At 72.4% G+C, this 25,295-nt stretch carries 17 protein-coding genes; 7 read left to right on the plus strand and 10 right to left on the minus strand.

Going from position 1 to position 25,295, the window contains the following annotated elements:
- The first annotated feature begins 2 nt into the window (after window positions 1-2).
- Window positions 3-416 carry an ATP-binding protein gene (locus OG570_RS38935; RefSeq protein ID WP_326953808.1) on the plus strand — a complete coding sequence of 138 codons (414 nt, stop codon included), beginning with the start codon at window positions 3-5 and terminating at the stop codon, window positions 414-416.
- 15 nt (window positions 417-431) lie between these two features.
- Here the strand turns inward: OG570_RS38935 and OG570_RS38940 are convergent, their stop codons facing one another.
- Window positions 432-1,079: a TetR family transcriptional regulator gene (locus tag OG570_RS38940; protein WP_326953809.1), complete on the minus strand. Its 648-nt coding sequence runs from the start codon at window positions 1,077-1,079 to the stop codon at window positions 432-434.
- A gap of 97 nt (window positions 1,080-1,176) precedes the next feature.
- Between OG570_RS38940 and OG570_RS38945 the strand changes: the two genes are divergently transcribed.
- The gene (locus tag OG570_RS38945; protein ID WP_326953810.1) at window positions 1,177-2,061 is read left to right on the plus strand and encodes an SDR family NAD(P)-dependent oxidoreductase; all 885 of its coding nucleotides are present in this window, start codon (window positions 1,177-1,179) and stop codon (window positions 2,059-2,061) included.
- 193 nt (window positions 2,062-2,254) lie between these two features.
- Window positions 2,255-3,085 carry an adenylate/guanylate cyclase domain-containing protein gene (locus OG570_RS38950; protein WP_442788220.1) on the plus strand — a complete coding sequence of 277 codons (831 nt, stop codon included), beginning with the start codon at window positions 2,255-2,257 and terminating at the stop codon, window positions 3,083-3,085.
- A gap of 57 nt (window positions 3,086-3,142) precedes the next feature.
- Here the strand turns inward: OG570_RS38950 and OG570_RS38955 are convergent, their stop codons facing one another.
- Window positions 3,143-6,832 carry a CARDB domain-containing protein gene (locus OG570_RS38955; protein ID WP_442788348.1) on the minus strand — a complete coding sequence of 1,230 codons (3,690 nt, stop codon included), beginning with the start codon at window positions 6,830-6,832 and terminating at the stop codon, window positions 3,143-3,145.
- Between the two features lie 341 nt (window positions 6,833-7,173).
- The gene (locus OG570_RS38960; RefSeq protein ID WP_326953813.1) at window positions 7,174-8,913 is read right to left on the minus strand and encodes a sigma-70 family RNA polymerase sigma factor; all 1,740 of its coding nucleotides are present in this window, start codon (window positions 8,911-8,913) and stop codon (window positions 7,174-7,176) included.
- Window positions 8,914-8,999: 86 nt separating this feature from the next.
- Between OG570_RS38960 and OG570_RS38965 the strand changes: the two genes are divergently transcribed.
- Both OG570_RS38965 and OG570_RS38970 read left to right on the plus strand, forming a co-directional pair.
- Window positions 9,000-9,599 carry a GbsR/MarR family transcriptional regulator gene (locus OG570_RS38965; RefSeq protein WP_326953814.1) on the plus strand — a complete coding sequence of 200 codons (600 nt, stop codon included), beginning with the start codon at window positions 9,000-9,002 and terminating at the stop codon, window positions 9,597-9,599.
- Window positions 9,499-10,317 (plus strand): class I SAM-dependent methyltransferase, encoded by an 819-nt coding sequence (locus OG570_RS38970; protein ID WP_326953815.1) that lies wholly within the window; start codon window positions 9,499-9,501, stop codon window positions 10,315-10,317. The genes OG570_RS38965 and OG570_RS38970 overlap by 101 nt, the downstream gene beginning before the upstream one ends.
- Here the strand turns inward: OG570_RS38970 and OG570_RS38975 are convergent.
- The 5 genes from OG570_RS38975 to OG570_RS38995 form a co-directional block, all read right to left on the minus strand.
- On the minus strand, window positions 10,307-13,720 hold the full coding sequence (locus OG570_RS38975; RefSeq protein WP_326953816.1) for a glycoside hydrolase family 3 C-terminal domain-containing protein: 3,414 nt from the start codon (window positions 13,718-13,720) through the stop codon (window positions 10,307-10,309). The two genes, OG570_RS38970 and OG570_RS38975, sit on opposite strands and share 11 nt — an antisense overlap.
- On the minus strand, window positions 13,717-17,628 hold the full coding sequence (locus OG570_RS38980; RefSeq protein WP_326953817.1) for a family 78 glycoside hydrolase catalytic domain: 3,912 nt from the start codon (window positions 17,626-17,628) through the stop codon (window positions 13,717-13,719). The genes OG570_RS38975 and OG570_RS38980 overlap by 4 nt, the downstream gene beginning before the upstream one ends.
- Window positions 17,629-17,774: 146 nt before the next feature.
- The gene (locus OG570_RS38985) at window positions 17,775-18,125 is read right to left on the minus strand and encodes a TraR/DksA C4-type zinc finger protein (protein ID WP_247051193.1); all 351 of its coding nucleotides are present in this window, start codon (window positions 18,123-18,125) and stop codon (window positions 17,775-17,777) included.
- Window positions 18,118-18,732: a class I SAM-dependent methyltransferase gene (locus OG570_RS38990; protein ID WP_326953818.1), complete on the minus strand. Its 615-nt coding sequence runs from the start codon at window positions 18,730-18,732 to the stop codon at window positions 18,118-18,120. Before OG570_RS38990 ends, OG570_RS38985 begins: the two co-directional genes overlap by 8 nt.
- A gap of 28 nt (window positions 18,733-18,760) precedes the next feature.
- Window positions 18,761-19,579 carry an SDR family NAD(P)-dependent oxidoreductase gene (locus OG570_RS38995; protein WP_326953819.1) on the minus strand — a complete coding sequence of 273 codons (819 nt, stop codon included), beginning with the start codon at window positions 19,577-19,579 and terminating at the stop codon, window positions 18,761-18,763.
- A 52-nt stretch (window positions 19,580-19,631) separates the two neighbouring features.
- Here OG570_RS38995 and OG570_RS39000 point away from each other — a divergent pair, with 52 nt between their 5' ends.
- Window positions 19,632-20,273 (plus strand): TetR/AcrR family transcriptional regulator, encoded by a 642-nt coding sequence (locus OG570_RS39000; protein ID WP_326953820.1) that lies wholly within the window; start codon window positions 19,632-19,634, stop codon window positions 20,271-20,273.
- 60 nt (window positions 20,274-20,333) lie between these two features.
- Here the strand turns inward: OG570_RS39000 and OG570_RS39005 are convergent, their stop codons facing one another.
- Window positions 20,334-23,717 (minus strand): TM0106 family RecB-like putative nuclease, encoded by a 3,384-nt coding sequence (locus OG570_RS39005; protein ID WP_326953821.1) that lies wholly within the window; start codon window positions 23,715-23,717, stop codon window positions 20,334-20,336.
- 169 nt (window positions 23,718-23,886) lie between these two features.
- On the opposite strand from OG570_RS39005, the gene OG570_RS39010 reads away from it, so the two are divergent.
- Window positions 23,887-24,537 (plus strand): GOLPH3/VPS74 family protein, encoded by a 651-nt coding sequence (locus OG570_RS39010; protein ID WP_326953822.1) that lies wholly within the window; start codon window positions 23,887-23,889, stop codon window positions 24,535-24,537.
- A gap of 5 nt (window positions 24,538-24,542) precedes the next feature.
- Here OG570_RS39010 and surE read toward each other — a convergent pair whose 3' ends face one another.
- On the minus strand, window positions 24,543-25,286 hold the full coding sequence (gene surE / locus OG570_RS39015; protein ID WP_326953823.1) for a 5'/3'-nucleotidase SurE: 744 nt from the start codon (window positions 25,284-25,286) through the stop codon (window positions 24,543-24,545).
- Between the last annotated feature and the right edge of the window lie 9 nt (window positions 25,287-25,295).

Consider the following 25,295-nt stretch of genomic DNA (forward strand, 5'->3'; position numbering starts at 1 on the left):
CGATGCAGCCGACACGCACCCACGACGACCTGCGAGTGGTCGCGCTGGAGGTCGCCGACGACTTCGGCGAGCTGCCCGCGGTCCGGGCGTGGGCCCACCGCGTGCTGCGGGACCTGCCCGAGCACCAGCGCCTCGACGTCGTCCTGGTGCTCGACGAGCTGACCTCGAACGCCCTCCGGCACGGCGAACCCCCGCGTCAGGTCCGGTTGCTGCGCAAACGCGGCTGGATCTGCCTCGAGGTCGACGACGCCTGCCTGGACCCCGCGTGCCGCCGCACCCCGTCGGACAGCGGCGGCCACGGCCTCGAAGTCGTCGACGCGATCACGGTCTCCTGGGGCCAGCGGCAGCGCAGCACGGGCAAGACCGTGTGGGCCGAGATCGACCTCACCCGCCCCGCCAAGGACGACGACGACTGACCGCCGGCCGGCTGATCAGCGGAGCCCGCGCACGACCGCGGTGAGCAGGCCGGTGAGCTGCGCCCGGAACCTGAGCGCGTCGTGCGCCCACCGCGGCTCCTGCGCGTAGAGCTCGCGCAGGGTCGCGGACGGGCGGGACAGCTGGAACAGGTACGCGCCCATGCTCATCGCGGCGGTCAGCAGCGCCCGGGCGGCGTCGTGGTCGAGGCCGGAACCGGTGTCGACCACGGCCTGGGTCATCGCGTCGTAGTCCTCGGTCGCCGACAGTTTGTAGCTGCGCGCGCGTTCGAGCCGGACGGCGCCTTCCAGGCTGAGCACGACGTGGGTCAGCAGGTCGCAGAAGAGCGGGAGTTCCTCGAGCGAGGCCGCGACGGCGTCGGCGAGCTCGTCCGACGACAGGTCCCGCGCGTCCGCGAGCCGGGCCACCAGGTGCGCCCGCCAGTCGGACCAGCCCCGCTCGGCCAGCTCCAGCAGCAGTTCCTCGCGCGATTCGAAGTAGCGGCGGACGGCCGAGGCGTGCAGCCCGACCCGGGCCGTCACCTCGGCGAGCGTCACTTCGCGCGCTCCGCGCTCGATCGCGAGGTCCCGGGCGGCGTCGAGCAGCGCGGTCCGGCGCAGCTCCTTGTCGAGCGGCGATCGGGCGCGTTGCTTGGGCCGGGTCACCCCATCACGTTAACGCACGTGGCTTGACTTAACTCGCCGGCGCGCCTACGTTCGAGTTAACGCAAGGACGTTGCGTTAACTGACGGAGTGAGGGTTCATGAGTTCAGTGTTCTTCGTGACTGGTTCGTCGCGCGGGCTCGGCCGGCGGATCGTCGAGCAGGCGCTCGCCGACGGGCACCGCGTGGTCGCCACCGCCCGCGACCCGCGCACGCTCGACGACCTCGTCGAGCGCTACGGCGACCGCGTCCACCTCGAACCGCTCGACGTCACCGACCCGGCCGCGGCCGAGGCCGCGGTGGCCGGCGGGGTGGCCGCGTTCGGCCGGCTCGACGTCGTCGTCAACAACGCCGGCCAGGGCGACCGGGTCGCCCTCGAGGACACGTCGCTGGAGGTGTTCCGGCGGCAGCTGGAGACCAACTTCTTCGGCACGGTCCACGCCACCAAGGCGGCGGTGCCGGTCCTGCGCCGGCAGGGCGGCGGCCGGATCATCCAGATCTCGTCGGTCGGCGGGCGCATCGGCAGCCCCGGGATGACGGCCTACCAGTCGGCGAAGTGGGCCGTCGGCGGCTTCAGCGAGGCGCTCGCCGCCGAGGTGGCGCCGCTCGGCATCAAGGTGACGGTTGTGGAGCCGGGCGGGATGCGCACCGACTGGGCGGGGTCGTCGATGACGACGCCACCGATCAGCGAGCCGTACGCGGCGACGGTCGGCGCGTCCGCCGAAGCCATGGCGGGCTTCGAGAACGTCGCGAACGGCGACCCGGAGAAGGTCGCCCGGCTGGTGCTGACCGTGGCCGGGCTGGCCGAGCCGCCGCTGCGCCTGCTGGCCGGCAGCGACGCCTACGAGTTCGGCCGCGAGACGTGGACCCGCCGAACCGAGATCGACGCGGAGTGGGAACAGCTCAGCCGCTCAGCCGACCACGACGAAGCCGGCGACGCCTGGCAGCGGCAGCGGGGTGCAAGCCTTCCCGACGTCCGCGCCTGAGCAGAGCCTGCCGCGTTCCGGGCAGCGCCGCACCGCCACCCATCGACGCGGGCGACCACCAGGCGCTCGCCGTCGTGGGTGCAGCCCAGCGGGCCGCCGACTACGACGTGGCAGCGACGCGAGCTTTCCCGATGTCCGCGCCTGAGCGGAGCCCGTCACGTTCCGGCCGCCGGGGAGGCTACCTCCCGGTAGCATGCGGCTGGTGACGGACAGCCACGACGGACAGCCGGACCGGACGCGGAAAGTCGCGCGGTTCGTCGACCTGCTGCGGGCGGCCGACCGGCGACCGGGCCTGGTGCGGTCCGCCCGCGTCGTGCGGCGGCTGGTGCCCGGCGACCGCGACCTCGGCGACGCGCTGTCGACGACCGCGGGCCACCCGTCCGACCGGGTGGCGCGGCTGCTGGCCGAGGCGAAAGCCGAGCAGCCCAGCGCGATGCGAGAGCTCGGGCTCGCGGCGGTGCAGGTGTGGCAGGCCGTCGCCCAGGGCCGCGAAAGCGACACCGGCGAGACGACGATCGTGTTCACCGACCTGGTCGGCTTCTCCAGCTGGGCCCTCGACGCCGGCGACGCGCGGGCGCTCGAACTCCTGCGCGCGGTGTCGACCGCGAGCGAGGCGACGATCGCCCGCCACCGCGGCCGCGTCGTGAAGGGCCTCGGCGACGGGCTGATGGCCGCCTTCGCCGACCCCGCGGCCGCGGTCGAAGCGGCGTACGAGACGTGCGGCGCGGTCAGTGCGATCGACCTCGACGGCTACCGCCCCCAGCTGCGCGCGGGCCTGCACACCGGCCGCCCGCGCCGGGTCGGCCGCGACTACTTCGGCGTCGACGTCAACATCGCCGCCCGGATCATGGACGCGGCCGGCGGCGGCGAGGTCCTCATCACCGGCGACGTCCTGGCGAACCTCGACCGCGACCGGTTCACCGTCCGCCGTCGCCGCAAGTTCCGCGCGAAGGGTGCGCCCACCGACCTCGAGGTGTTCGCGGTGGTCCCCCGCTACGGCTCCGAAGGCCCGCCCTGGTCGTGAGTGTTTAGGGCGGTTAGAACCGCCCTAAACACTCACGACCAGCTGCGGCAGACCCGGCTACCGCGTCTCGCGGCGGCCTGAGGCGACCACTGCCGGGATCGGCGCGCCGTTGATCACGAACTGCGAACCCGGCTCGACGACGACGTTGCCCGTCGACGAGTTGGTGATCGCCACGTTCGTCAGCGTCGCGCTGCCGCGGGCGCCGCTCATCGCGAGGATGCCCGCGCCGTTGTTCGACTTGTCGATCTTGACGTTCGTGACGGCCGCGGTCACCACGCCGCCGCCCGTCTTGAACTGGATGCCGTCGTAGGTCGAGTCGTGGATCTCGGTGTCCCGCAACGTCACCCCCGGGATGTCCTTGCTCTGCGCGAAGAACGTGATCGCGCCGAACTTCTGCTGCTCGCCCCAGAACACGCCGCCGCAGCGGTAGAGGGCGTTGTTGGCGATCGTCGTCTGCCCGGAGAACGGCAGCGGGTCGTGGTCGGTCGCCAGCATGATGCCCGGGTAGTTCATCGTGTCGTAGACGAGGTTGTTCTCGATCTTGTTGCCGTACCCGCCGTAGATCGCGATCCCGTTGGCACGCCACGGAAGCTGGATCGTGTTGTTGGTGAACACGTTGTCGTGCCCGATGTCCACCGACGGGTCCTTCACGTACTGGCTCGCCCACACCGCGAGCGAGTCGTCACCGGTGGTGCGGAACGACGAGTTGAACACCCGCGAGTTCCGGCTGCCGTTCGTGAGGTTGATGCCGTCGGCGTAGGTGTCGCGGATCCGCATGCCGCTGAACTCGAGGCCGTCGGCCGGCCCCCACAGCGCCGGGATGTTGCCGTAGTCCCGGCCGACCCACACGCCCACGTTCGCGTGCTCGATCCAGACGTTCGCGATCTTCGTGCCGGTGCCGAACCGGCCGTTGAGGCCGACGCCGCCCTCGGCGTTGCCGTCACCGCCGCGGATCCGGCCGGACCCGAAGATGGCGATGTCGGAGAGCTGGACGTTCTTGTCGATGTCGAACCCGAAGTTGCCCTCGTGCGGGTGGTTGATGGTGCCCGCGTCCTGCGGCTGGATCAGCGAGTACAGCTGCGAGCGCCACATGCCGGCGCCCTTGATCGTCACGTTGGAGATGCCGATCTGGTTGTACTGGCCGCCGCCGTTGGGCACGTTCGGGTCGTCGGTCAGGATCTTCTTCTCCTGCCGCCACTGCCCTTCGGGGATCCACACGCACGCGATGACGCCGTTCTGGTCGTCGGTCACCGCGCGCTGGATCGCCGTGGAGTCGTCGACGCCGTCGTTCGGCACCGCGCCGTACTCGGTGATCGAGGTGCACTCGGCCGGCTTCGCCGTCGCGGGGGCGACCTGCTCCAGGTCGACCAGGTCGAGGACGTAGAACGCCGCGTTGTCGCCGCTGTCCCGCTGCAGCTTGAACTTCGTGCCCGGCGGGTACGACTGCGCGAGCAGCGCGTGGGACTCGTCGAACAGGCGCCGCGCGTCTCCCCCGGGCCGGTTGGTGAGGCCCTCGGGATCGTCGGTCGTGCCGTAGAGCCAGCTGTGCGTCGAGGAGAGCGTCAGCTTCTGGGCGAACGCGCCGTTGACGTACAGGCTGAGCGTGTAGTCCTGCCCGCCGCCGGCCGCGGCGTCGGGCACCGAGTTGCGCACGACGATCGAGTTCGACTGGTTCGTCGACGTGACCTCGACGTACTGGCCCTGACTCGCCAGCCGCACGGACTGGCGGCCCGAGGACTCGGTCGCGAAGTTCGTGTGCCCGAACGTGCGCAGCGGGTCGGCCGTCAGCAGTTCTCCTTGGTACTGCGCGGCTTCCGCCTCGTACTCGGTGTAGGGCACCGCCGCGCCGCGGCCCACGACGATCGCTCGCGAGAGCGTGTTGTTGGACTCGCTGGTCTCGGCGACGGTGTTCGTCGCGTCGGCCGTCGCCGTCAGGGTGGCGCCGCCGTTGGTGGCGGTCCACGTGCCCGGCACCGCGACGTTCGCCGTGGCACCGGCCGCGATCGCGGCCGTGGTGGCGTCGAGCGTGGTGCTGCCGACGGTCACCCGGGTGACGGACGCGCCCGCGCTGCTCGTGCCGCGGTTGTGCACCGCGACGGTGAACGACACCGCCGCGCCGACCGCCGGGTTCGGCGGGTTCGACGTGATGCCGGTGACCTCGAGGTCCGGCCCCGGCGCCTGCGCGATGACGAGCCGCGTCGGTGAGGTGTAGGTGTTGTTGGTGTCGTTCTGCTCGACCACGGTGTTGGCCGGGTCGACGGTGGCGGACACGCTGTAGGTGCCCTGCGGCCGGGTGCCCGCGTTGACGGTCACCGTGGTGGACGCGCCCGCGGCGAGCGCGCCGACAGCCGCGTTGCCGACGACGGTGCCGCCGAGGCTGACGTTCACGGTGGTCGCGGCCGCGTTCGCGGTACCCGCGTTCTTCACCGTCGCCGACACGGCGACCTGGCTGGTCTCGGTCGGGTTCGCCGGCGCCCAGGACGTGCCGGTGACGACGAGGTCCGGGTTCGGCGCCGGGGTGCCGAGCACCTGGAACTCGGCGACCTGGCCGCCGGGCGCGCCGGAGTTGGCGGAGAACTGCAGCCGGACGTCCGCGGCCCGCCCGCTGACCGGGATGGTCACCGAGTTCTGGTTGCCGGCCGGGTCGAAGCGGTAGTCGGCGCGGGCCTTCAGCGACGTGAACGCGGTCGCGCCCTGGTCACGGCCGAGGACCTCGAAGTTCTGCGTCCGCGCGCCCCAGGCCGCGTCCGGGTTGAGCTTCACGACGACCGAGTCGAGGTCGGCGTTGGCGCCGAGCTTCACCGTCAGCGTGTTCGGGTAGCCCGCGGCGGACTCCCAGTACGTGGCGGTGTTGCCGTCGTTGGCGTTGGTGGCGACGAAGTCGTTGACCGTCGACGACGCCTCGATCGGCTTGCCGACGGCGAGGTTCTGGCCGGCCTGGGTGCCTTGGCGCACCACGTGGTTGCTGTCGGCGGACTCGTTGCCGGCGGCGTCCTTGGCCCGCACGAAGTACTCGACGCGGGTACCCGCGGGGCGCGTCTCGCCGAACGTGGTGCCGGTGACCGTCGTGACGGGCGCGTTGTCGCGGTAGACGGTGTAGCCGGTGACGCCGACGTTGTCGGTCGAGGCCGACCAGCTCAGCCCGATCTGGCCGGAGCCGGGCTCGGTCAGCGCGAGGTTCGCCGGCGCGGTCGGCGCCTGCGTGTCACCGGTGTCCGCGCCGTAGAGCTCGAACTCCGAGAGCTGCGCGGCGGGCCACTGGGTGTTGGCGGTGATGTTCAGCCGCACGTACCGGGCCGACGCCGTCACCGGGATCGTCACGGTGTTGCCGCCGGGGGTGAACGCGTACCCCTTGGCCGCGACGAGGTCGGTGAACGAGGTGCCGTCGGCGCTGCCGCGCACGGCGAGGGTCTGGGTGCGGGACTCCCAGGCCGCGGGCAGTTTCAGCACAACTCGCGAGAGCGACTTGGCCGACCCGAGGTCGGCTTGGAGCCACTGCGGGAAGGCGTTGTTCGCGGACTCCCAGTAGGTGTCCTGGTTGCCGTCGACGGTGTTGGCGACGGGATAGCCGGGCAGCGCACTGCTGGCCGACACGGTGCGGGTCAGGGGCACGTCCGCAAGCGCGGCCGGCCGGACTTGGGCGGTTTCCGAGGGTGGTGACGGTGGTGGCGCACCGGCCGCGGAGGCGAGCCCGGTGAGGGTGAGCCCCGCGGCGAGGAGACCTGCGACGAGCCGGGACAGGCGCATACGAGTCATGGCGTCTTCTCTTCTTCGAGACAGCAGGAGGGGAGCCAGAGTCGTACGAGCATGCAACAACCGGGAGACAACATGCAAGAACTTGACATCGATGAGTAAATTTACGACTAAGCTGCGTTGCTCCATCAGGAGGACGCCGTTCGGTCGCGCGCGCTTGCCGGTCTACAAAGGACGGCAGGCGGGGCTTGGCCGGTCGGGTTCGGGTCGCCGGGTCTCCGCGTCGCTGGGTCTCCGCGTCACTGGGTCCGAGTCGCCGGATCGCCGTGTCGTCGGGTCTCGGCTGGCCGAGTTCGCCAGGTTCACCGGACGTCGCCTGTCCGACGGCGCCCGCGTCAGCCGCCGGCGAAGTCCTGGGTCAGCCAGACCGAGCCGTGGGAGTCGCGGGTGACGACGATGCCGATGCGGGTGAAGGAGGTGCTCAGGATGTTGCGGCGGTGGCCGTCGTTCGGGGGCTTCTCGTCGATCATGCTCTGGGTCAGGCCGAGGGCCATCCGGGCGATCGGGTCGGTCGCGTCGGCGACGGGGCCGCCGGTGCCGATGTTCTCGCCGGCCGAGCTCCACTGTGCGCCCGCCGCGTGCTCGCGGTCGCCGAGCGGGGCCTCGCCGGGGCACTGGTGCGACAGTCCGCACCCGCCGGCCATCACCCGGTTGTGCGCCGCGGCGCCGGTGACCAGTGCGGGATCCATCCGCAGCGCGGGCAGCCCCGCGGCGGCGCGCTGGTCGTTGATCAGCGCGAGGACCCGTTCCTCGGGCGTCAGGACACGAGGCTTCGCCGAACTCGGCGGCGGAGGCGCGGCGGCCGTCGGCGTCGAACTCGCTTGCGTGGACGCCGGCGCCGAGGTGCTCGCCACCGGCACGGAGCTCGAGGCGGCGGTCGTGCCGGGTTCGGTCACGGGCGCCGGAGCGGGCTCGGATGTGCCCCCGGACAACGCGGCCGGCGGCTGGACCGGCTGGCCGTGCGGGGAGAGAACCACGGCCCCGGCCACGCCGAGAGCACAGACGATGGCCGCACCGGCGGCCGCGAGGAAGGGTTTCGTGGCAAGGAATCGGGCGAGCGCACCCGCCGCCACGGCACTGCCCGCCGTGGCAGCACCGGCACCCGCCGTCGCGCCGACCCCGGCTGCGGCACTCGCAGCACTCCCGGCGCCGGCACCCGCGGCCACGCCGCTTCCGGCGGCGGCGCCACTACCGGCACCGCCGCCGGCCGCACTACCTCCAGCGGCACCTCCGGCGGCGATTGGGCCGTCTACCGCCGGTCCCGACACCACGTCCCACAGGTTCGCCAGTAGTTGTGGCAAGTACCCGGCCGGGAGCACCAGCAGGGCCGCGCCCGTGAGAATCCGGTCCACCGGGACCGCATCGTCCGTCTCGCGGCGGCAACGCGCGCACTCCTCCACGTGGCGCAGGAACCGCTTGCGCCACAGCGGTCCCGGGCGGCCCGACCAGCCCGATGATGCCTGGTCCAGGCGGGCGCACCGCGGCTCGGCCGTCAGGGCGCGCACCAACGGGCGGATCGTCTCCAAGCGGGTCTTCAGCCTGCTCACCCGGACCGTCACCAGGTGGGCGTCCAGGCGCAGGGCCTCCGCCACCTCCGTGCGGGTCAGGTGCCCGGCGCGCTCGAGGGTCCACAGGGCCAGCAGTTCGCGGTCCGCGGGGTCCAGCCAGCGGGCCGCCTCGTCGACCTCTCGGCGCTGCTCCGCTATGTGCAGCCGGGCCAACGCCGTCTCGGCGAACTCGGCGCCGGGATCTGGGCGCTCGTCGTACTCGGCCAGTGGGTCCGGGGCCGCGCTTCGGCGGCGGTGGTGCTCGCGGATCTGGTTGATCGTCACCGCGACCAGCCATGACCGGAACCTGGCGGGCTCGCGCAGGGTCTCGATGCCCCGCAGGACACGCAGCATCGTCTCCTGCACGACGTCGTCGACGTCGGCGTCCGACGAGAGCGCGCGGCCGGCGATGCTGTAGACCAGCGGCAGGTACGCCGCGACCAGCGCGTCGAGCGCCGTGCTGTCCCCGGCTCGCGCGGCGACCACCTGCGACACGTCCACCTGCTCGAGCCGCTTCTGACCGATCACGTCCACACCCTCACTCCGCCGACGAATTCCCGTACGACCAGGAGACCGGGCCCGACCATCCTGGATCACAGAAACTTCGCCCGCGAGTGAGCCGGGTCACATTCGATGCGCATTACAGTCAGGACTGTAATGACTGGAGGGAGACGCGGGTGAACGAGGAAGCCTGGATCGAGCAGGTCTCGGCCTTCTTCGCGCGCCAGGAAGGGCTGCCGCCGATCACCGGGCGCATCCTCGGCTGGCTGATGATCTGCGAGCCCGCCGAACAGTCCGCGGCCGACATCGCCGCCGGGATCAAGGCGAGCCGCGCGTCGATGACGGCGAACATCCGCTCCCTGACCGCCACCGGGCTCGTCCGCCGCTACACCCGCGCCGGTGACCGGACCGCCTACTACCGGCTCGACGACCAGGGCTGGGAAACCGCCGTCCGCCGGCGCATCGAAGGCATGAGCGCCTTCGAGGACGTCCTCCACCAGGGCCTCGACCTCGTCGGCCGCGACGCCGAACGCGCGTCCCGGCTGCGCGCCGCGCAATCCGTCTACCACTGGGTCGGCTCGCTCCTGCGGCCGCCGGAGAACGGAGACCCCGATGACCGAACAGGTCCGCTTGAGCCAGGAGAAGGAAACCCTGCTGATGGCGCTGTACCTGCGCGCCCTCGACAACCGCCGCGAGACGCCAATCCTCGGTGACCCGTTCGCGCAGGACGTCGTCGACCGGATCGACTACGACTTCGGCCGGCTCGGCAACCTCAAGGGCAACGCGCCGCTGATCGCCACCCGGGCCCGCCAGTTCGACGCGTGGACCCGCGACTTCCTCGCCGGCCACCCCGACGGCCTGGTGCTGCACCTGGCGTGCGGCCTGGACAGCCGCCCGCTGCGCATCGACCGCCCGGCGACCGTGCAATGGATCGACGTCGACTACCCCGATGTCATCGAACTCCGGGAACGCCTCTACGGACCGATCGACGGCGTGCGCACGGTCGGCTCGTCGGTCACCGAAGCCGCGTGGTGGGACGAGATCCCGGCCGACCGGCCCGCGCTGGTGCTGGCCGAAGGGCTGCTGATGTACCTCGCCCCGGACGACGTGGACCAGCTGGTCGACCGGGCGCTGCGGCACTTCCCCCGCGGCCGCCTGGTCTTCGACGGCGTCGCGCCGTGGGTCAAGACGATCGCGGGCCTGCAGCCGTCGATGCGACGCGCGGACACCGGCTTCCGCTGGGCGATGCCCGCGCCGGAAGCCTTCGCCACCGAGCACCCACCGCTGCGGCTGCTCGACGAGCGGTCGGCTGTCGACCTGATCGGCGGGCACCAGACCGGCGTCGCGGCCCGGACGGTCACGCGGGCGTTCGCCCACGTGCCGCCGGTCCGCGACGCCATGCGGTTCCTGCGTTACGGCTTCACGCGGTGAACGCCGTCGCGAAGACGTGCAGCTGCTTGTTCGACGGCAGCGTCACGTACGCGACCTGCTTCGACGCCGTCAGCGGCACGGAAGCCGCGTAGAGACTCACCTTCTGGTCGTGCGGGTAGGTGCTGCCCGCGGGGCGGTTCCAGTACGGCGTCGTCGCCACGAGCGCGCAGCCGGCCACGGCCTGGTTGGCGTACCAGTCCGCGACGGTCAGCGTCGAGGTGGACGTCGTGCCGTCGGTGTAGGTCACGGTGACGGGGCCGCTCTGGGTGCCGTTCGTGCCGGTGGTCAGCAGGTTCAGCGCCGTCCCCGAGCCGGTGAGGCTGACGCTCTGGCCCGCCGTCGTGACTGTGTCCCGCTGACCCGCCGGGACGTCCGGCCAGGTGAACGTCGCCGCGCCGCTCGTGACCGAGCCGCCGGGGTGGACGCCCACCGAGTCCAGGGCCTGGGCGGAGAAGCTGAAGCCCGCGCCGTCGAGGTTGCCCGGCGCCGGATCCGCGTCGTCGGTGACGCCGACGTCCGTGTACGCCGCCGCCAGGTTCGGGTACGCGACCTGCGTGGACGCCGTTCCCCGGACGACGCCACCGGAGTACCGGGTGGTGGCGGACAACGAGACCGGGCCGGGCGCCGCCGAAGCGCCGGCCGTCACCGCCCACGTCGTCGGCACCGACTCCCCCGGCCGGACCGTCCGGACGACCGCCGGGGTGCGCGGCGTCGCCTTCCAGCCCGCCGGGACGGCCAGAGTCGTCACGGCGTCGTGCACGGCTTCGGTGGCGCCGTTGGTGAAGGTGGTCGTCACCGCGAGGGACTTGCCGGGCGCCGCGATCGCGGGCGCGGCCACCTTCGTGAACCGCGGCCCGGTGGTGTGGTCGACGCGGAAGCCACCCGACAGCGGGAGGTTCCGGGACGAGTCGCCGACGCGGACGGTGTACCGGCCGACACCGAGTTCCCAGGCGTGTGCGTCGGTGCTCCAGTACGACGCGTCCTGCGCGGTCAGCTCGAACCGCACCCGTTGCGTCTGGCGCGGCTGGAGGTCCACCTTCTGGAAGCCCTTGAGCTGGTTGACCGGCTCCCCGGTGGACGCCGGATCGCTCAGGTACAGCTGGGCGACCTCGGCACCGCGCCGCGCGCCCGTGTTGGTGACGTCGGCGCTGACCGAGAGCCGGCCGTTCTCGCGCAGCGTGTCGCCGTCGACCTTCAGGTTCGAGAACCGGAAGTTCGTGTACGAGAGCCCGAAACCGAAGGGGTACAACGGAGTCAGGTTCTTCCGGTCGTACCAGCGGTAGCCGACGTCGAGGCCCTCGGAGTACTGGACCTTGCCGTCGACACCCGGCCACTGCTCCGGCGTCGACGCGGGCACCTGGCCGAGCGACGTCGGGAACGTCACCGGCAGCTTGCCGGACGGCGCGACGTCGCCGAAGAGCAGCGACGCGATCGCGTGGCCGGCCTCCTGGCCCGGGTACCACGCCTCGAAGACGCCCTTGACCTTCGCCAGCCACGGCATCGTCACGGCGGAGCCGGTGTTGAGCACGACGACGGTGTCCGGGTTGGCCGCCGCGACGGCGTCGATCAGCTTGTTCTGGTCGGCGGGCAGGTCGATGTCGTCGAGGTCGCCGCCTTCGGACTCGTAGTCGTTGGCGTAGACGACCGCGACGTCGGACTTCGCGGCGAGCGCGGCCGCCTGACCGACGAGGTCCTCCCCCGGCGGCAGCCAGCCGAGGCTGACCGAGGCGTCGCCGCCGCCCTGGTAGTAGTCGACCTCGACCTGCACCGGCTGGCCCGCGGTGAGCGGGACCTGCGCGGTCTTGGTCTGCGCGCCGTGGTCACCCCAGTTGTCGATCACCTGCTGCCCGCCGACGAGCAGGCGGCTGCCGTCGTCGCTGGTCAGGCCGAGGGTGTACGTGCCGGTCGCGGGCGCGGTGAGGGTGCCGGTCCACTTGGCCGAGAAGTTCGTCGCGGGCACACCCGGCGCGGGCGCCCCGCTGAAGGTGAACGCCACCTGCGGGTCGGTGCGGGTCACGACCGGCGTCCCGGACGAGTCGGTGTTCGCGTAGTAGTCCCCCTGAAGCCCGCTGCCGGTGCCCGACGGCGGCTTGAGCGCACTGCTCTCGATCGGGGGCAGCGCGCTGCCGGTGCCGAGGTTGCCCTGCGCGTACTCGACGTCGATGCCCGAGCCGGCGCGCGCCTTGATCCCGTCGAACGGCGTGACCGTGCCGGTGCCGGCGATGTGCGCGCTGCCGCCGCCGGAGCTGAGCGTGTTCTTGCCCGCGCCGTCGCCGATCACCGCGACCGAGTGCAGTTTGCGCCCGTCCAGGGGCAGCAAGCCGTCGTTCTTGAGCAGGACCGTGCCGTCTTCGGCGGCCTTCTTGGCCACCGCGAGGTGCGCGGCGGTCGACGCGGCCGCGTCGAGCGTGTCGGGCGACGGGTGGTCGAACAGCCCGAAGCGGAACTCCTCGCGCAGGATGCGGGTGACCATGTCGTCCAGCCGGGACTGCGGCACCTGTCCACTTTGGACGGCCGTCTTCAGCGTGCTGCCGAAGAAGTCCTGGCCGGGCATCTCCATGTCCATCCCGGCGTTCGCCGACGGCGCCGCGCTGTGCGTGGCGCCCCAGTCGGACGTGATGAAGCCGTCGAAGCCGAAGTCCTGCTTCAGGATGTCATTGAGGTAGGGGTTCTCACAGGCGTAGGTGCCGTTGATCGAGGAGTACGAGCACATCGCCGACGACGGCTTGGCCTTGGCCACGACGTTCCCGAACGCGCTGGCGTAGATCTCGTGCACGGTCCGGTCGTCGATCACCGCGTTGTCGGCCGTGGTGTTGCGGTTCTCCTCCTGGTTGTAGACGGCCCAGTGCTTCACCTGCGCCATCACGCCCTGGGACTGGACGCCGTCGATGTCGGCCGCGCCCATCTGCCCGGTCAGGTACGGATCTTCGCTGTAGGACTCGAAAGCGCGGCCCCAGCGCGGGTCGCGCACGATGTTGATGGTCGGGCCGAGGTCGACGTCGACGCCCTTCGTCTTGTCCTCGGCGCCGATCACCGACCCGTAGGTCTTCGCCAACGAGGAGTCGAACGACGCGGCGACGGCGGACGCGGCGGGCAGCTGGGTGGTGTTGCCCAGGTTCACCCCCAGCGGGCCGTCCTCCATCTTCAGCGACGGGATGCACAGCCGGTCGTCGCCCGCGACGCGGCCGGTGTAGCCGCCGGCGGCCGTGCCGTGCACCATCGTGATCTTCTCGTCCAGGGTCATCTGCCCGAGCACCTGCGCCACCCGTTTGTCCACGGGCGCGTGGGACCCCACCCAGGGACAAGCTGCGTTAGGCGAAGCGGGCGCGGCCTCGGCGGCCGCGGGGACGGTCGTGCCGGTGATCAGCACGGCCGCGATCAGGGCTGCTCCACGCCGTATCACGGCGTCACCTCCGCGATCCTCGAGAAACTGCTCTGTGCGGCCGCGACGGCGATCCGCACCTGGGTCGTGGTCACCGGCGCCGGGAACGGAATCCACCGGTAGACGGCAGTGTTGCCGGTGACGTGGACCTGGTCGGCCCACTGCGTGCCGTCCCAGGTCTGCACGGTGAAGTCGGTCGGGACGCCGTCGGGGTTGGACGCGAAGCCGACGCCGGTCAGCGTGGTCGCGGCGGGCGCCGTGACGGTGAGCGTGTCCGGGTACCGGCTGTCGGTGTCGTCGTTCCAGAAGGTCGCGAGGTCGTGGTCGATGGCGTTCGACGCCAGGTAGGTGCGGGTGGCGCCGTTGACGACGTTCGGTGCGTGCTCACTCGACGCCGAAGCCGTCGTGCCACTCGCCCAACTGCCGAACACGGGCACGTTCACGGTCGTCTTCACCGTCTCGCCGCGTGGTGGCTTCACGGTCAGCGTCACCGGGTACAGGCCGCTCTTGGCGCCCGCCGGCACGGTGATCCGCACACTGCCCGGCGTCTCGGACGTGGCCGGGGTCAACGGGATCCCGGCCGGGGTGGCCGTCACGGTCCAGCTCGCGGGCACCTGCGCGCCGAGTACGGCCTGACCGGCCACAGTGGACCGTCCTTCGACGACCACCGGGATGTCACCGCTGCCGCCCGCGGTGATCGCGGCGGGCGTGCCCGCGGTGAGCGCGAGCCGGGTGAACGGCGTGCGCGGCGGCGTCACGGTGAACGTGTAGTCGCCCGAACCGGCGGTCAGGGTGAGCGTCTCGTCGTCGGCCCGGCCGACCGTCAGGCCGGGGTCGGGTTGGGCGGCGTGGCCGTCGGCGAAGATCGTCCGGCCGTTCTCCCGCACCGACGACTGCTTGCCGCCGAGCAGCGGCAGCCGGATCGTCGCCTTCGCGCCGACCGGAATCGTGGCGTGGTAGGTGAGCGTGCTGCCGTCACGCTGCCAAGCGCTGACCACGGTCCCCCGCACGGTCTGCTGCTGCGCCGTCACGTGGGTGAGGTTCCCGGCGACGGCCGGGGCGAGGGTGAACTCGCGCCAACCGGGCGTGCCGGGCTGGATCCCGGCCAGCTGCTGCTGGAACCACTGGCCGATCGCGCCGCCGAGGCCGATGTGGTCCTTCGACGACGTGCCGTCCGGCGCCGAGGAGTTGTCCCACTTCTCCCAGATCGTCCCCGGGCCCTGGTTCATCATGTAGCCGAAGCTCGGGTAGTCGGTGCGCTGCGCGATCGCGAGCGCGACGTCGTTGCGCTGGTACTTGCCCAGCGCCTGGAACACCAGCGTGGTGCCGACGAAGCCGGTCGTGACATGGTTCTGGTGCGCGGCGACGTCGGCGACCAGGCGGTCCACTGTGGACTGCTCGCGGCCGGCCGGGACGAGCCCGAACACCAGCGGCAGCGCGTAGGACAGCTGCGTCCCGGTGCCGAAGACGCCGGTGTCGGCGGAGTAGAAGCGCTTCAGGAAGCCCGTGGCGATCTGCCCGGCGAGGGCGTTGTACTTGGTGGCGTCGGCCCGGTTTCCCAGTGCTGCGGCCATCTTCGCGAGCAGCTGCGCGTCGAGGTAGGAGAAGCCGGTCTGGAAGTAGCCGTGCGGGGTGCTGACCGTCGAGAGCCAGTCGTCACCCCAGGACGTCGGCGGGTTGACGACGACGTGGTCGGCGTCGCTGATGGTGCCGAGGTAGTCGACCCACGCCTTGACGTGGTCGTAGTGCGTGGCGAGCAGCTGCGCGTTGCCGTACTGGGTGTAGGAGTCCCAGATGATCTGCGGGTACGCGGTGCCCCACGCCGGGTCGGTGAGCCAGTCGGTGCGGCCGTTGACCGGCGCGACCGACGGCAGGCTGCCGTCGGCGCCGGCGCTGGTGACCATGTCGCCGAGCCACTTCGTGTAGAACGCCTGCATGTCGAAGTTGGCCATCGCCTCCTGGTCGGAGTCGGCGGCGTCGCCGAGCCAGCCGTGGCGTTCGCGGGTCGGGCAGTCCATCTGGATCGACTCGAGGTTGTTCAGCTGGGTCTGCGTGACGGCGGCCTGGATCTGGTCGAGCCCCGGGTCCGAGGTGTCGAACCGGCCCGTCGCGGCGACATCGGTGTGGATCTCCTGCGCGGTCACGGTGACGGCGGCGTCGTCGGGCACGCCGGTCAGCTCGGCGTAGCGGAAACCCGCGTAGTTGAAGTGCGGCAGGTACGTCTCGGTGCCGGAGCCGCTGAACGTGTAGTGGTCGGTCTGGCGCGCCGGCTCGGAGCCGTTGAAGCTGATGTTCGCGGTCGAGACGCGGCCGGTCGCGTCGAGGATCTCGCCCTTCTTCAGCGACGCCGTCGTCCCGGCGGGCTGCGCGGCCCGCAGCGTCGCCTGGCCGGTGCGGTTCTGGCCGAAGTCGTAGACGCGCACGCCCGGCGCGGGCCGGGTTTCCTTGACCGGGTCGTGGTTCGCGACGATCCGGGTCGGCGGGGTGATGTCGGCCTGCAGCTGGGTGACGCCGCTGCTGACGACGGCGGGATTCGGGCCGTGTACGCCGATCTCGGCCAGCCGGAAGGTGCAGCTGGTGCCGACACAGGCGAGTTTCGTCGCGGTCACCCGGACGTACCGGCCGGTGACGTTCGCGGGCAGGGTGACGGCCGCGGTGCCCGGGTTGGCCTGGTCGGCGTCGGTGCGGTCGGCGACGGTCGTCGCGGTGGCGAACGCGGGGTCGTCGCTGACCTGGACGCGGTAGCGCACCGGGAAGCCGGCGCCGACGACGTCACCCGAGGTGTCGTTGGTCGGGCGCGCCGGGAACAGCGTCACCGAACCGAGCTTCTGGGCCGAGCCGAGGTCGGCCTGGACCCACTTCGTGCTGTCGGCACTGGATTCGATGGCGGAGTGGTAGCCCTCCGACGCGTCGATCGAGCCGTCGATGCCGTCGGTCGCGGCCGCCGGGGACCAGCCGCAGCAGGTCGTCGTGTCCGAGGCCGTCACCGGCTTGCCCTGCGCCAGGCTTTGGCGGTGGGACGCGGGGGCGACGGCGTGCGCCGCGGGCCAAGCGCCGGCGTCGAACGCGGCGGTGTCCCAGCCCGCGATCTCGTTGCGGGCGTCGTAGGTTTCGCCGTAGTAGAAGTCGTCGCCGGTCACCGGGCCGGCGTGGGCCTTCCAGTCGGTGCCGGTGCCGAACCGCGCGGCCGAGCCGTCGGTGTAGGTGACGTCGACCTGCGCGACGAGCGCGGGCCGGCCGGTGTACTGGCCCTTGCCGGCCATGAACGCGAGCGCGTTGTGGCCGGGCTTGAGCAGCTTCGTGACGTCGAGGTCGCGGTAGAGCACGCGGGCGGCGTAGTCGGTGACGGCGGAGTCGAGCACCTGCTGGGGCTGGACGCGGGCGCCGTTGAGGTGTGGTTCGGCCACGCCCTGCGCGCCGAAGTACAGCCGGGCGCGGGCGACGGGCTTGGTGACGTCGAAGCCGCCGCGGACGAGCGCGCCGTCGTCGACCTGCAGCCACCAGGCGGACCAGTCGGCCGGCTGCAGCAGGCCGGTGTCGAAGCGGGCGGGCGCCGACCACGGCGACTGCCGGCCTTCGCTGTTCCAGGTGCGCACCGACCATTCGTAGGTGCGGTCGCTGTCCAACGCCGGCCCGGTATAGGCGACATCGACCGAGTTGCCCGAAACCACCCGGCCGGAGTCCCAGTGGGACCGCGGGCCGTCGACGCGGATCTCGTACGCCGTCTGGGTTTCCGCGCGACCGGCGTCGTTGACCGTCCACGCCAGCGTCGGCCGGGGACTGCCGGCCAGGACGTTCGCCGCCTGGCCGTCGGCCCGCAGCGCGGTCGGTGGCAGCGGGCCGCCGTGCGCCGGTTCCGCGCTCGCGGTCGTGGCGGGCACGACCGCCGCGGCGAGTGCGAGCGCGACGACGACGGCCCGTCTCTTCATCGAGGTTCCCGACCGGCGCATGAACGTCTCCTGACGCCATAAAAACGTTTCAATCAGCCGAGGGACTGTCTACAACCATCCTGGCGGTGACACAAGAAACGGCGTCATTCCTGTCCGGATGATGTCGAAGAAGACACTCGATCAGCTCAGCGCTTCTTGTTCGCGCAGGCGATGCAGATCCGCGTCGCCGGGAGGGCGGCGAGGCGCTCTTCGGCGATCGGGCCGCCGCAGCGTTCGCAGGTCTCGTACGTGCCGGCGCGCACCCGCTCGGCGGCCCGGCCGAGGTCCGCGAGGTCGTCATGGGCCTGCCGCAGCATCGCCTGGACCTGCGCCCGTTCGAACGCGATCGTGGCGCCTTCCGGGTCGTGCTCGTCGTCGTTGCTGGTGAACTCCGACGCCTCGACGATGCCGTCGCGCTGCCGCGCGAGCGAGGCGGCCAGCCGCTCGGTCTCGGCACGGGCCCGCGCGATCAGCTCCGTCGCGACGCGCTCATCCATGACGGGCGACCAGCCGCTCGACGAGTCCCGCCTTGAACCGCTCCCGCCGTTCGACGACCAGCCCGAGCGCCTCGACGTCCTTCAGCGGCCGGCGCCGGAAGTGCTCGCCGGCCAGGGGCACGCTGGCCAGCTCGACCAGCCACTGCATCCCCCGCACCGGCCACACCGAACTCGCGACGTGGTCGACCAGGATCAGCCGGCCTGCGGGCCGCAGGACCCGCGCCATCTCCCCCACCGCGGCCGCGTGGTCCGGGATCGCGCAGAGGCCGAAGGTGCAGACGACGGTGTCGAAGGACGCGTCGGCGAACGGCAGTTCGTGCGCACTGCCCTGCTTCAGCGTGAACGCGCGGCCGAGCTTCTCCGCGCGGGCCCGGGCGAGGTCCAGCATCCCGGCGCTGAGGTCGAGGCCGGTCAGCCGGACGCCGGCGGGGTAGTTCGGCAGGTTGAGGCCGGTCCCGACGGCGACCTCGAGCACGTCACCCGACGCCTGCCCGCACACCCACGCCCGCGAGTCGCCGAAGAGGCGGCGGTCCCAGACGTCCATCTCCGCGTCGTAGGTCGCGGACTTGCGGTCCCAGTACCGCCGCCACCGCTCCGCCTTCGTCATACCCCCAGCGAACCACGAACCCGGCGGTTCAGCCGAATGCCGCTTGGGCGAGGGGTTCCCACTCGCGCCAGGTTTCCAGGCGCTCGCGGTACTCCTCTTCGACCGCGGCGAGGGACTTGCCGAAGAACACCCGCTTCGGCGGCTTCTCGGTGTCGGCCAGTTGCAGCAGCGGCCCGCGGGTCGCCCGGGGATCGCCCAGGTCCCACTCGATCCGGCCCGCCTCGCGGACGGCGTCGTAGTCCGGGTTCGGAGCGCTCGTCCGGACGCTGGCGCCACCGAAGTCCGTCCGGTACGGGCCGGGCTCCAGGCAGATGACGTCGATCCCGAACGCCGCGACCTCCTGCCGCAGGGACTCCGAAAGCCCTTCCACCGCCCACTTCGACGCGTGGTAGGCCCCGATGCCGGGGAACGCGCGGACGCCGCCCTCGCTGGTGACCTGGATGATCCGGCCGCGCCCCTGCCGGCGCATGACCGGCAGCGCCGCCTGCGTCAGCCAGAGCGTGCCGAAGAAGTTCGTGTCGAGCTCCGCGCGGATCTCCGCCTCGGTGAGCTCCTCGACCATGCCGAAGTGCCCGTAGCCGGCGTTGTTCACCAGGACGTCCAGGGTCCCGAACTTCGCCACCGTCGCCTCGACGGCCGCGACCGCCGCCGCGCGGTCGGTGATGTCCAGCTGCAGCGGCAGCACGGCGTCGCCGAAACGCTCGACGAGTGGGCGCAAGCTCTCGACGTCGCGCGCGGTGGCCGCGACCCGATCACCCCGCTCGAGTGCCGCTTCGGCCCATTCTCGGCCGAAGCCCTTCGACGTTCCCGTGATCAACCAGCTTTTCGTCTCAGTTCGCTGCGTCATGACGTAACAGTAGCACGGACTGCATTAATACGCCGAGTGGTAGTGTTCGGGCATGATCGCCGGAGACAGCCGCCGTGAGCGCAAGAAGGCCCTGACCCGCGCCCGCATCCAGGAAGCGGCCTTGGAGCTCTTCGCGAGCCAGGGCTACCGGGACACGACGATCGCGCAGATCGCCGCGAGCGCCGACGTCGCGACCCGCACAGTCACGCTGCACTTCCCCGCCAAGGACGACCTGCTGTTCGCCGACGACCCGTTCGACCCCGAGTCCCTCGGCCGGCACCTGCGCGAGCGGCCGGCCGGCACGCTGGAGGCGCTGCGCGACTGGATGCACGCGACCATGCGCGCCCTCGACGCGAGCGACCTCGAGCAGGAGGCCGACCCCGCGCAGGTGTGGCGCCGCCGAGCTTTGCGAGCCCGACTGCTGATGGAGGACGACGACCTGCGCGGCCGCGCCCGCGCCGGCTACCGCGACCTCGAACTCCTGGTGGCCGCGGGAATCGGCGAGGACATCGGCCGGCCGGCGGACGCGCTGCTCCCCCGCCTCGCCGCCGCCACGGTCGTCACGGGCCTGCGCGAGATCTACGTGACGCGGGAGGGCCAGGCGAAAGCCCAGTCCGCGGCGAGCGAGCTGTCCGGCCTGGTCGACGAGGTGGTCGCCTTCGCCGAAGCCGGCCTCCGCAACGCCACCCGGTGATCAGCCCGCCGAAGTCCGTGAATGCCACATCGAGGGACTAAGTGTCCCTCGATGTGGCATTCACGGACTTGACGGCGGTGGCGTGACCGGCCAGGGGCCCGCGCCGGTCATCAGGCCGATCATGCCCGCGACCAGCCGCATCTGGTCCACCGTCCGGATGTCGGCCTCGACGAGCCTCGGTGAGCACACCAGGATCGCCAGCGCCTGGGCCCGTGACAGGGCGACGTTGAGGCGGTTGCGCGACAGCAGGAAGTCCAGCCCGCGGGGCAGGTCGACCGCCGACGACGACGTCATCGTGGTGATCACCACCGGTGCTTCCTGGCCCTGGAACCGGTCGACCGTGCCGACCCGGACGCCGGGGAACCCGGCTTCCTCCAAGGCCCGCGTCACCGTGCGCGCCTGCAGGTTGTACGGCGCGACGACGACGATGTCCGCGTCACCCAGCGGCCGGGGTGTCCCGTGGTCCGTCCACAAACGACCGTGCAGGCCGGCCACGATCGCCGTGACGGCCGCGGCTTCCTCCACCGAACGGGTCGTGTTGCCGTGGTGGTCGACCTCGGCCAGGTACAGGCCCGCGTCGACGCCCTCGATGGCGCGCTCGGCGGCCGAGGGGTGGGCGTGGAGGCGCCCGGCGTAGGACAGGTTCGACACCGGCTCGCACACGGCCGGGTGCATCCGCCGGGTCTCGTCGAGGAAGTAGCCCAGCGCCGGCGGCATGATGTCGGCCTCGCCGATCAGGTGCCCCAGCGCCGACGCCTCCGCGCCCGCCGGGTGCGTGCCCTGCACGACCTGCGGCAGCTGCTGCGGATCGCCCAGCAGCAGGACGTTCCTGGCGCACATCGACACGGCGAGCGCGTCGGCGAGGGCGAACTGGCCGGCCTCGTCGATGATCAGCAGGTCGAACGGCTCCTCGCGGATCGCGGCGTTGGCGAACGTCCACGCCGTCCCGCCGACCAGGTGCCCGTTGTCGTGCTCCAGGCGCCAGTTCACCAGCGCCGGGTTGCTCTTCGGCTGGTCCCACGGCGCGGCCGGGTCCGGCGTCCGCTTCGCGCGCTTGGCGCACGGCAGCTCGGGCGCGCTCTTCATCGCCGCGCTCAGCACGTTTTCGACGGCCTTGTGGCTGTTGGACGTCACCGCGACGGTCCGCCCGGCACGCACGAGGTGGGCGATCAGCCGCCCGGCGAGGTACGTCTTGCCCGCGCCCGGCGGCCCCTGCACGGCGAGCGCCGAACCGTCCAGCTCGTCGACGGCCTCGATCACCGTGCGGACCAGGTCGTCGCCCGGCTCCGGCAACGCGGCGCCGCCGAGCAGCCGCGGCGGCGTCCGGCGGAGCAGGTCGACGCCGGGATGGCGTGGCAGCACCGGAAGCGCGTCGACGACGAGGCGGGCGAGATCGGCGACGGCCTCGTCCTTCGGCGACGGGCGCACCGGGCTGCCGGGCAGCACGGCGGTCGGCCGGTCGCCGGTGGTGGCGTCGGGCGGGCAGCTCTCTTCGAGGGTCAGCTCCACGGCCGTCGCGGCGACGACCTTGGCGTCGCGGGCGGTGGCGCCGTAGCGCAGCCGGACGTCGTCGCCCGGCGCGAACGGGTGCGGCCGGTCCGGGTCGCAGGTGAGCAGCAGCGTCCGCTTCGCGTTGCGGACGCGCCCGGCCGGCGGGACCCACTCCCCCGCGTCCAGCGCCACCGGCACCGTGCAGGCGGTGTCGACCTCGAGGTCGCCGAGCGGCGCGGCCAGCTGGCGGAAGTACTCCCACCACGCCGGGTTGGTCTCGCGGCGGTGGTAGCCGACCGACGCCGCCAGCAGCGCGCGGGCGCGTTCGTCGGGGGTGAAGGCGCCCGGGTCGTCGGGCAGGCCGTCGAGCAGCGGGTCGACCAGCGCGGCCAGCTGCGCGGCCCGTTCGGCGCGCCGCTCGGCGGCGACGTCCTCCTCGGTCTGCCGGATCAGCGCGTCCTCGGCGGACTCTTCGACCGGCTCCGGCAGGTCGATCCCGGCGTCGGCCCGGATCTGGTGGAGGAACTCGAACAACCGCAGCGTCGAGACGCAGTCGTACTCGGTGGTGTCGGCGATGCCGCGCAGGATCTCCCCGGCGCGTTCCGGTTCCCCGGCCAGCGCCAGGTACTCCTCGTACGCCTCGACGTCCGACACGGCGGTCTTCCCAGTGCCCTCGCGCGCGCCGGGCATGTAGAGCGCTTCGAGGTAGCGGATCGAGTACGACCGCTGGGAGACGCGCAACGCCTTGCGCACCACGGCATGCAGGTCCACGACCGCGCCGCCGCGCAGCAGCTGGTCGACGGCTTCCTCGCGGGTGCCGTGCACCGCCGCGAGCCGCTTGATCGCGGTGACCTCGTAGGGCGCGTAGTGGTAGACGTGCGAGCCGGGGTGCGCGGCGACGCGCGCCTCGGCGAAGTCGACGAACTCCTCGAACGCCCGCTTCTCCTGGGCGCGGCTGTGCGCCCAGAACGGCGTGAACGCCTGGCCAGCTTCCGTGGTGACCGCGCCGAAAAGGTACTCCAGGCCCTCGCCCGAGAGCGCGTGCGGATCGCCCGCGAGGTCGAGGAAGACGTCGCCCGGCGCGGGGGCCGGCAGCTCGGCCAGCACCCCGGGCTCGACGATCTCGTAGGAGACGTCGCCGGTCTTGTCCTGCCGGACCTGCAGCGCGGCCTGGGCGCGCAGGGCCGCGAACGCCGTGACGGACAGGTCGCGCGGCCGGTCGGCCGGCCCGGCCGCGGCCAGCGCGTCGATCGAGCCGAGCCCGGCGGCGACGAGCTTGCGGCGCTGGTCGCCGCGCATCCCGGCGACGAGCGAGAGGTCGCGGTCGGCCTCCCGGGCCGACGTGCAGTGCTGGGCGAACCCGCAGCTCGCGCAGGCCGGGCGGTCGTCGGCCCACAGCTGCGCGGGCAGGCTCGGCGCGCGGCCGCGCAGCCGGGTCCGCAGGCGGCCGACCAGGGGGCGGAAGTCGTCGACGCGCAGGGTGCGGGTGCCGCCGTCGGCCTGGCGCAGGTGCAGGTGGGGCCCGGCAGGCAGGCCGGCCCGGGTCAGCGCGTCGGCGAACGCCGTCAGCTGCACCACCGCGGCGGGCTTCGCCTGGCGGGCCGGCTTCGCGTCGTAGACCTCGTAGCGGCCTTCGCCGTCCTGGACCAGGAAGTCCGCGCGGCCCGAGAAGTCACCGTCGTGCAGGACGGCCCGGTGGATCACCGGGACGCCGTCCCGCAACGCCGCTTCGGTCGCCTTCGCGGCGGCGGCCAGGTCGCGGACGTCGATCTCGGCCACCGCGCGCCCGTCGGCGCGGAACCCGGCGAGCATGGTCTCCGCCGCACCACGGCCCTGTTCGTCGGGTGTCGGACCGGGCCGTGGCGCGCCCGGCAGGCCCGCGGCCAGCGCCTGGTTCAGGACGCTGCGGTGTTCGCATTCGAGCAGGTCGGCGAGATCGGCTGGGGTGTACATCGCCGCGAAGTCTGACACGGCGATACACCCGGTCGGACCAGACCGGCCCCGACACGCCGACCCCGGGGCCGCGCATTCCGGTGACGAATGGCCTCGACGCGGTCGGAAACGTGGCCGCCGGGGTATTCCTGTTCGGCCGAGGTGTCCGCGCCGACCCGCGAGGAGCGTCATGAAACAGCCCCTGCCCCAGCGGATGTACCTGTTGTGCTGGGACGGAGACAAGAACCGGCTCGACCCGGCCAGCGTGCTGGCCCGCGGGCCGCTGCTGCGGGCGGCCGCGGTGGCCGAGCTGACCCTCGGCGGGCTCCTCCAGGACCTCGACGGCAAGGCCGGCCGCACACCGCAGGCCGTGCGCACCCCGGACGACCCTTTTCTCGCCCAGGTCCTCGACGGTGTCCCGCAGGACCGGCCGCGGCGCTGGGCGAGCGTCCTGGACCGCGACTGGCACCAGGCCGAAGCCGCCGTCCGCGACCAGCTCGAAGCGGCCGGCGCCCTCGCGGTCGAGCGCCGCCGGGCGCTGGGCCTGTTCCCGGTCCGCCGCGTCACGGTGACCGATCCCGACCGGGCCCGGACGCTGCGCGAGCGCGTGCGGAACGCGGTGCTGGGTGGGCACGACCCAGCCGGGGTGGCCATCGAGGACACGAGCCTGGCGTTGTTCGCCGCCAACGGCGACGTCCACACCGTCTTCACACCCAAGGAGCGGCGCGCGCACCGGAAGGCGTTCCGGGCGATCGCCGACCACGTCGACACGGTGCTGCCGGGGCTGCGGAAGGGCTTGATCTGGTCGGTGGCGGCCCGCCGCTCGGCGGCGGCCGCCTGAGAGCGTCACCAGACGAGGTCGGGATCCTCCGCGACCGAGCGCAGCGCGGTGATCGTCGCGTGGCCTTCGGCCAGCAGCGCGGCATCGCTGCCCGGCGTCAGATAGTCCTCGGCCAGTTCGGCCGACAGCGCGATCGTGCCGTCGCCGGTGTCCTCGACGTGGACTTGTACGGTGCCGGACTCCGCCAGGCCGGCTCGTCTCGGCGGGCCGGACTCCGCGCGGTCCGGCACGTTGAGGTTCAGCACCGATCCCGGCGGCAGGGCCGCGAGCCGGTCGAACAAGCCCGCCGCGACCGTGACGGCGGTGTCCCAGTGCGGGTCGGTTTCGTCGTCCAGGGCCACGTCGAGCGACACGGCCAGCGCGCGGGCGCCGTGCAATGACGCCGTCAGCGCCGCGCCGACCGTGCCCGAGTGCAGGACCGCGCGGCCGGTGTTCGCGCCGAGGTTGATCCCGGACAGCACGACCTCCGGCGGCTCGCCGAACGCGCCCTGTGCCGCCAGCAGGGCGATGAGCCCCGGGTGCGCGGCGACGGCGTACACCGGAACACCGGCCAGGCCCGGCACCTCCCGGCGCTCGACCGCGACCCGCCGGGTGTCCCCCGCGGCGGCGGTCAGCCCCGCGCCGGTGCCGCTCGCCTCCTCGGCGGGCGCCGCGACGACGACGTCCCAGCCGTGGTCCCGCGCGCCGCGGGCCAGGGCGTGCAGCCCCGGCGACTCGACGCCGTCGTCGTTGGTGACCAAGACCTTCACGTGTCCTCC

The sequence above is a fragment of the Amycolatopsis sp. NBC_01286 genome (assembly GCF_035982555.1).
In the GTDB taxonomy this organism is placed as follows: domain Bacteria; phylum Actinomycetota; class Actinomycetes; order Mycobacteriales; family Pseudonocardiaceae; genus Amycolatopsis.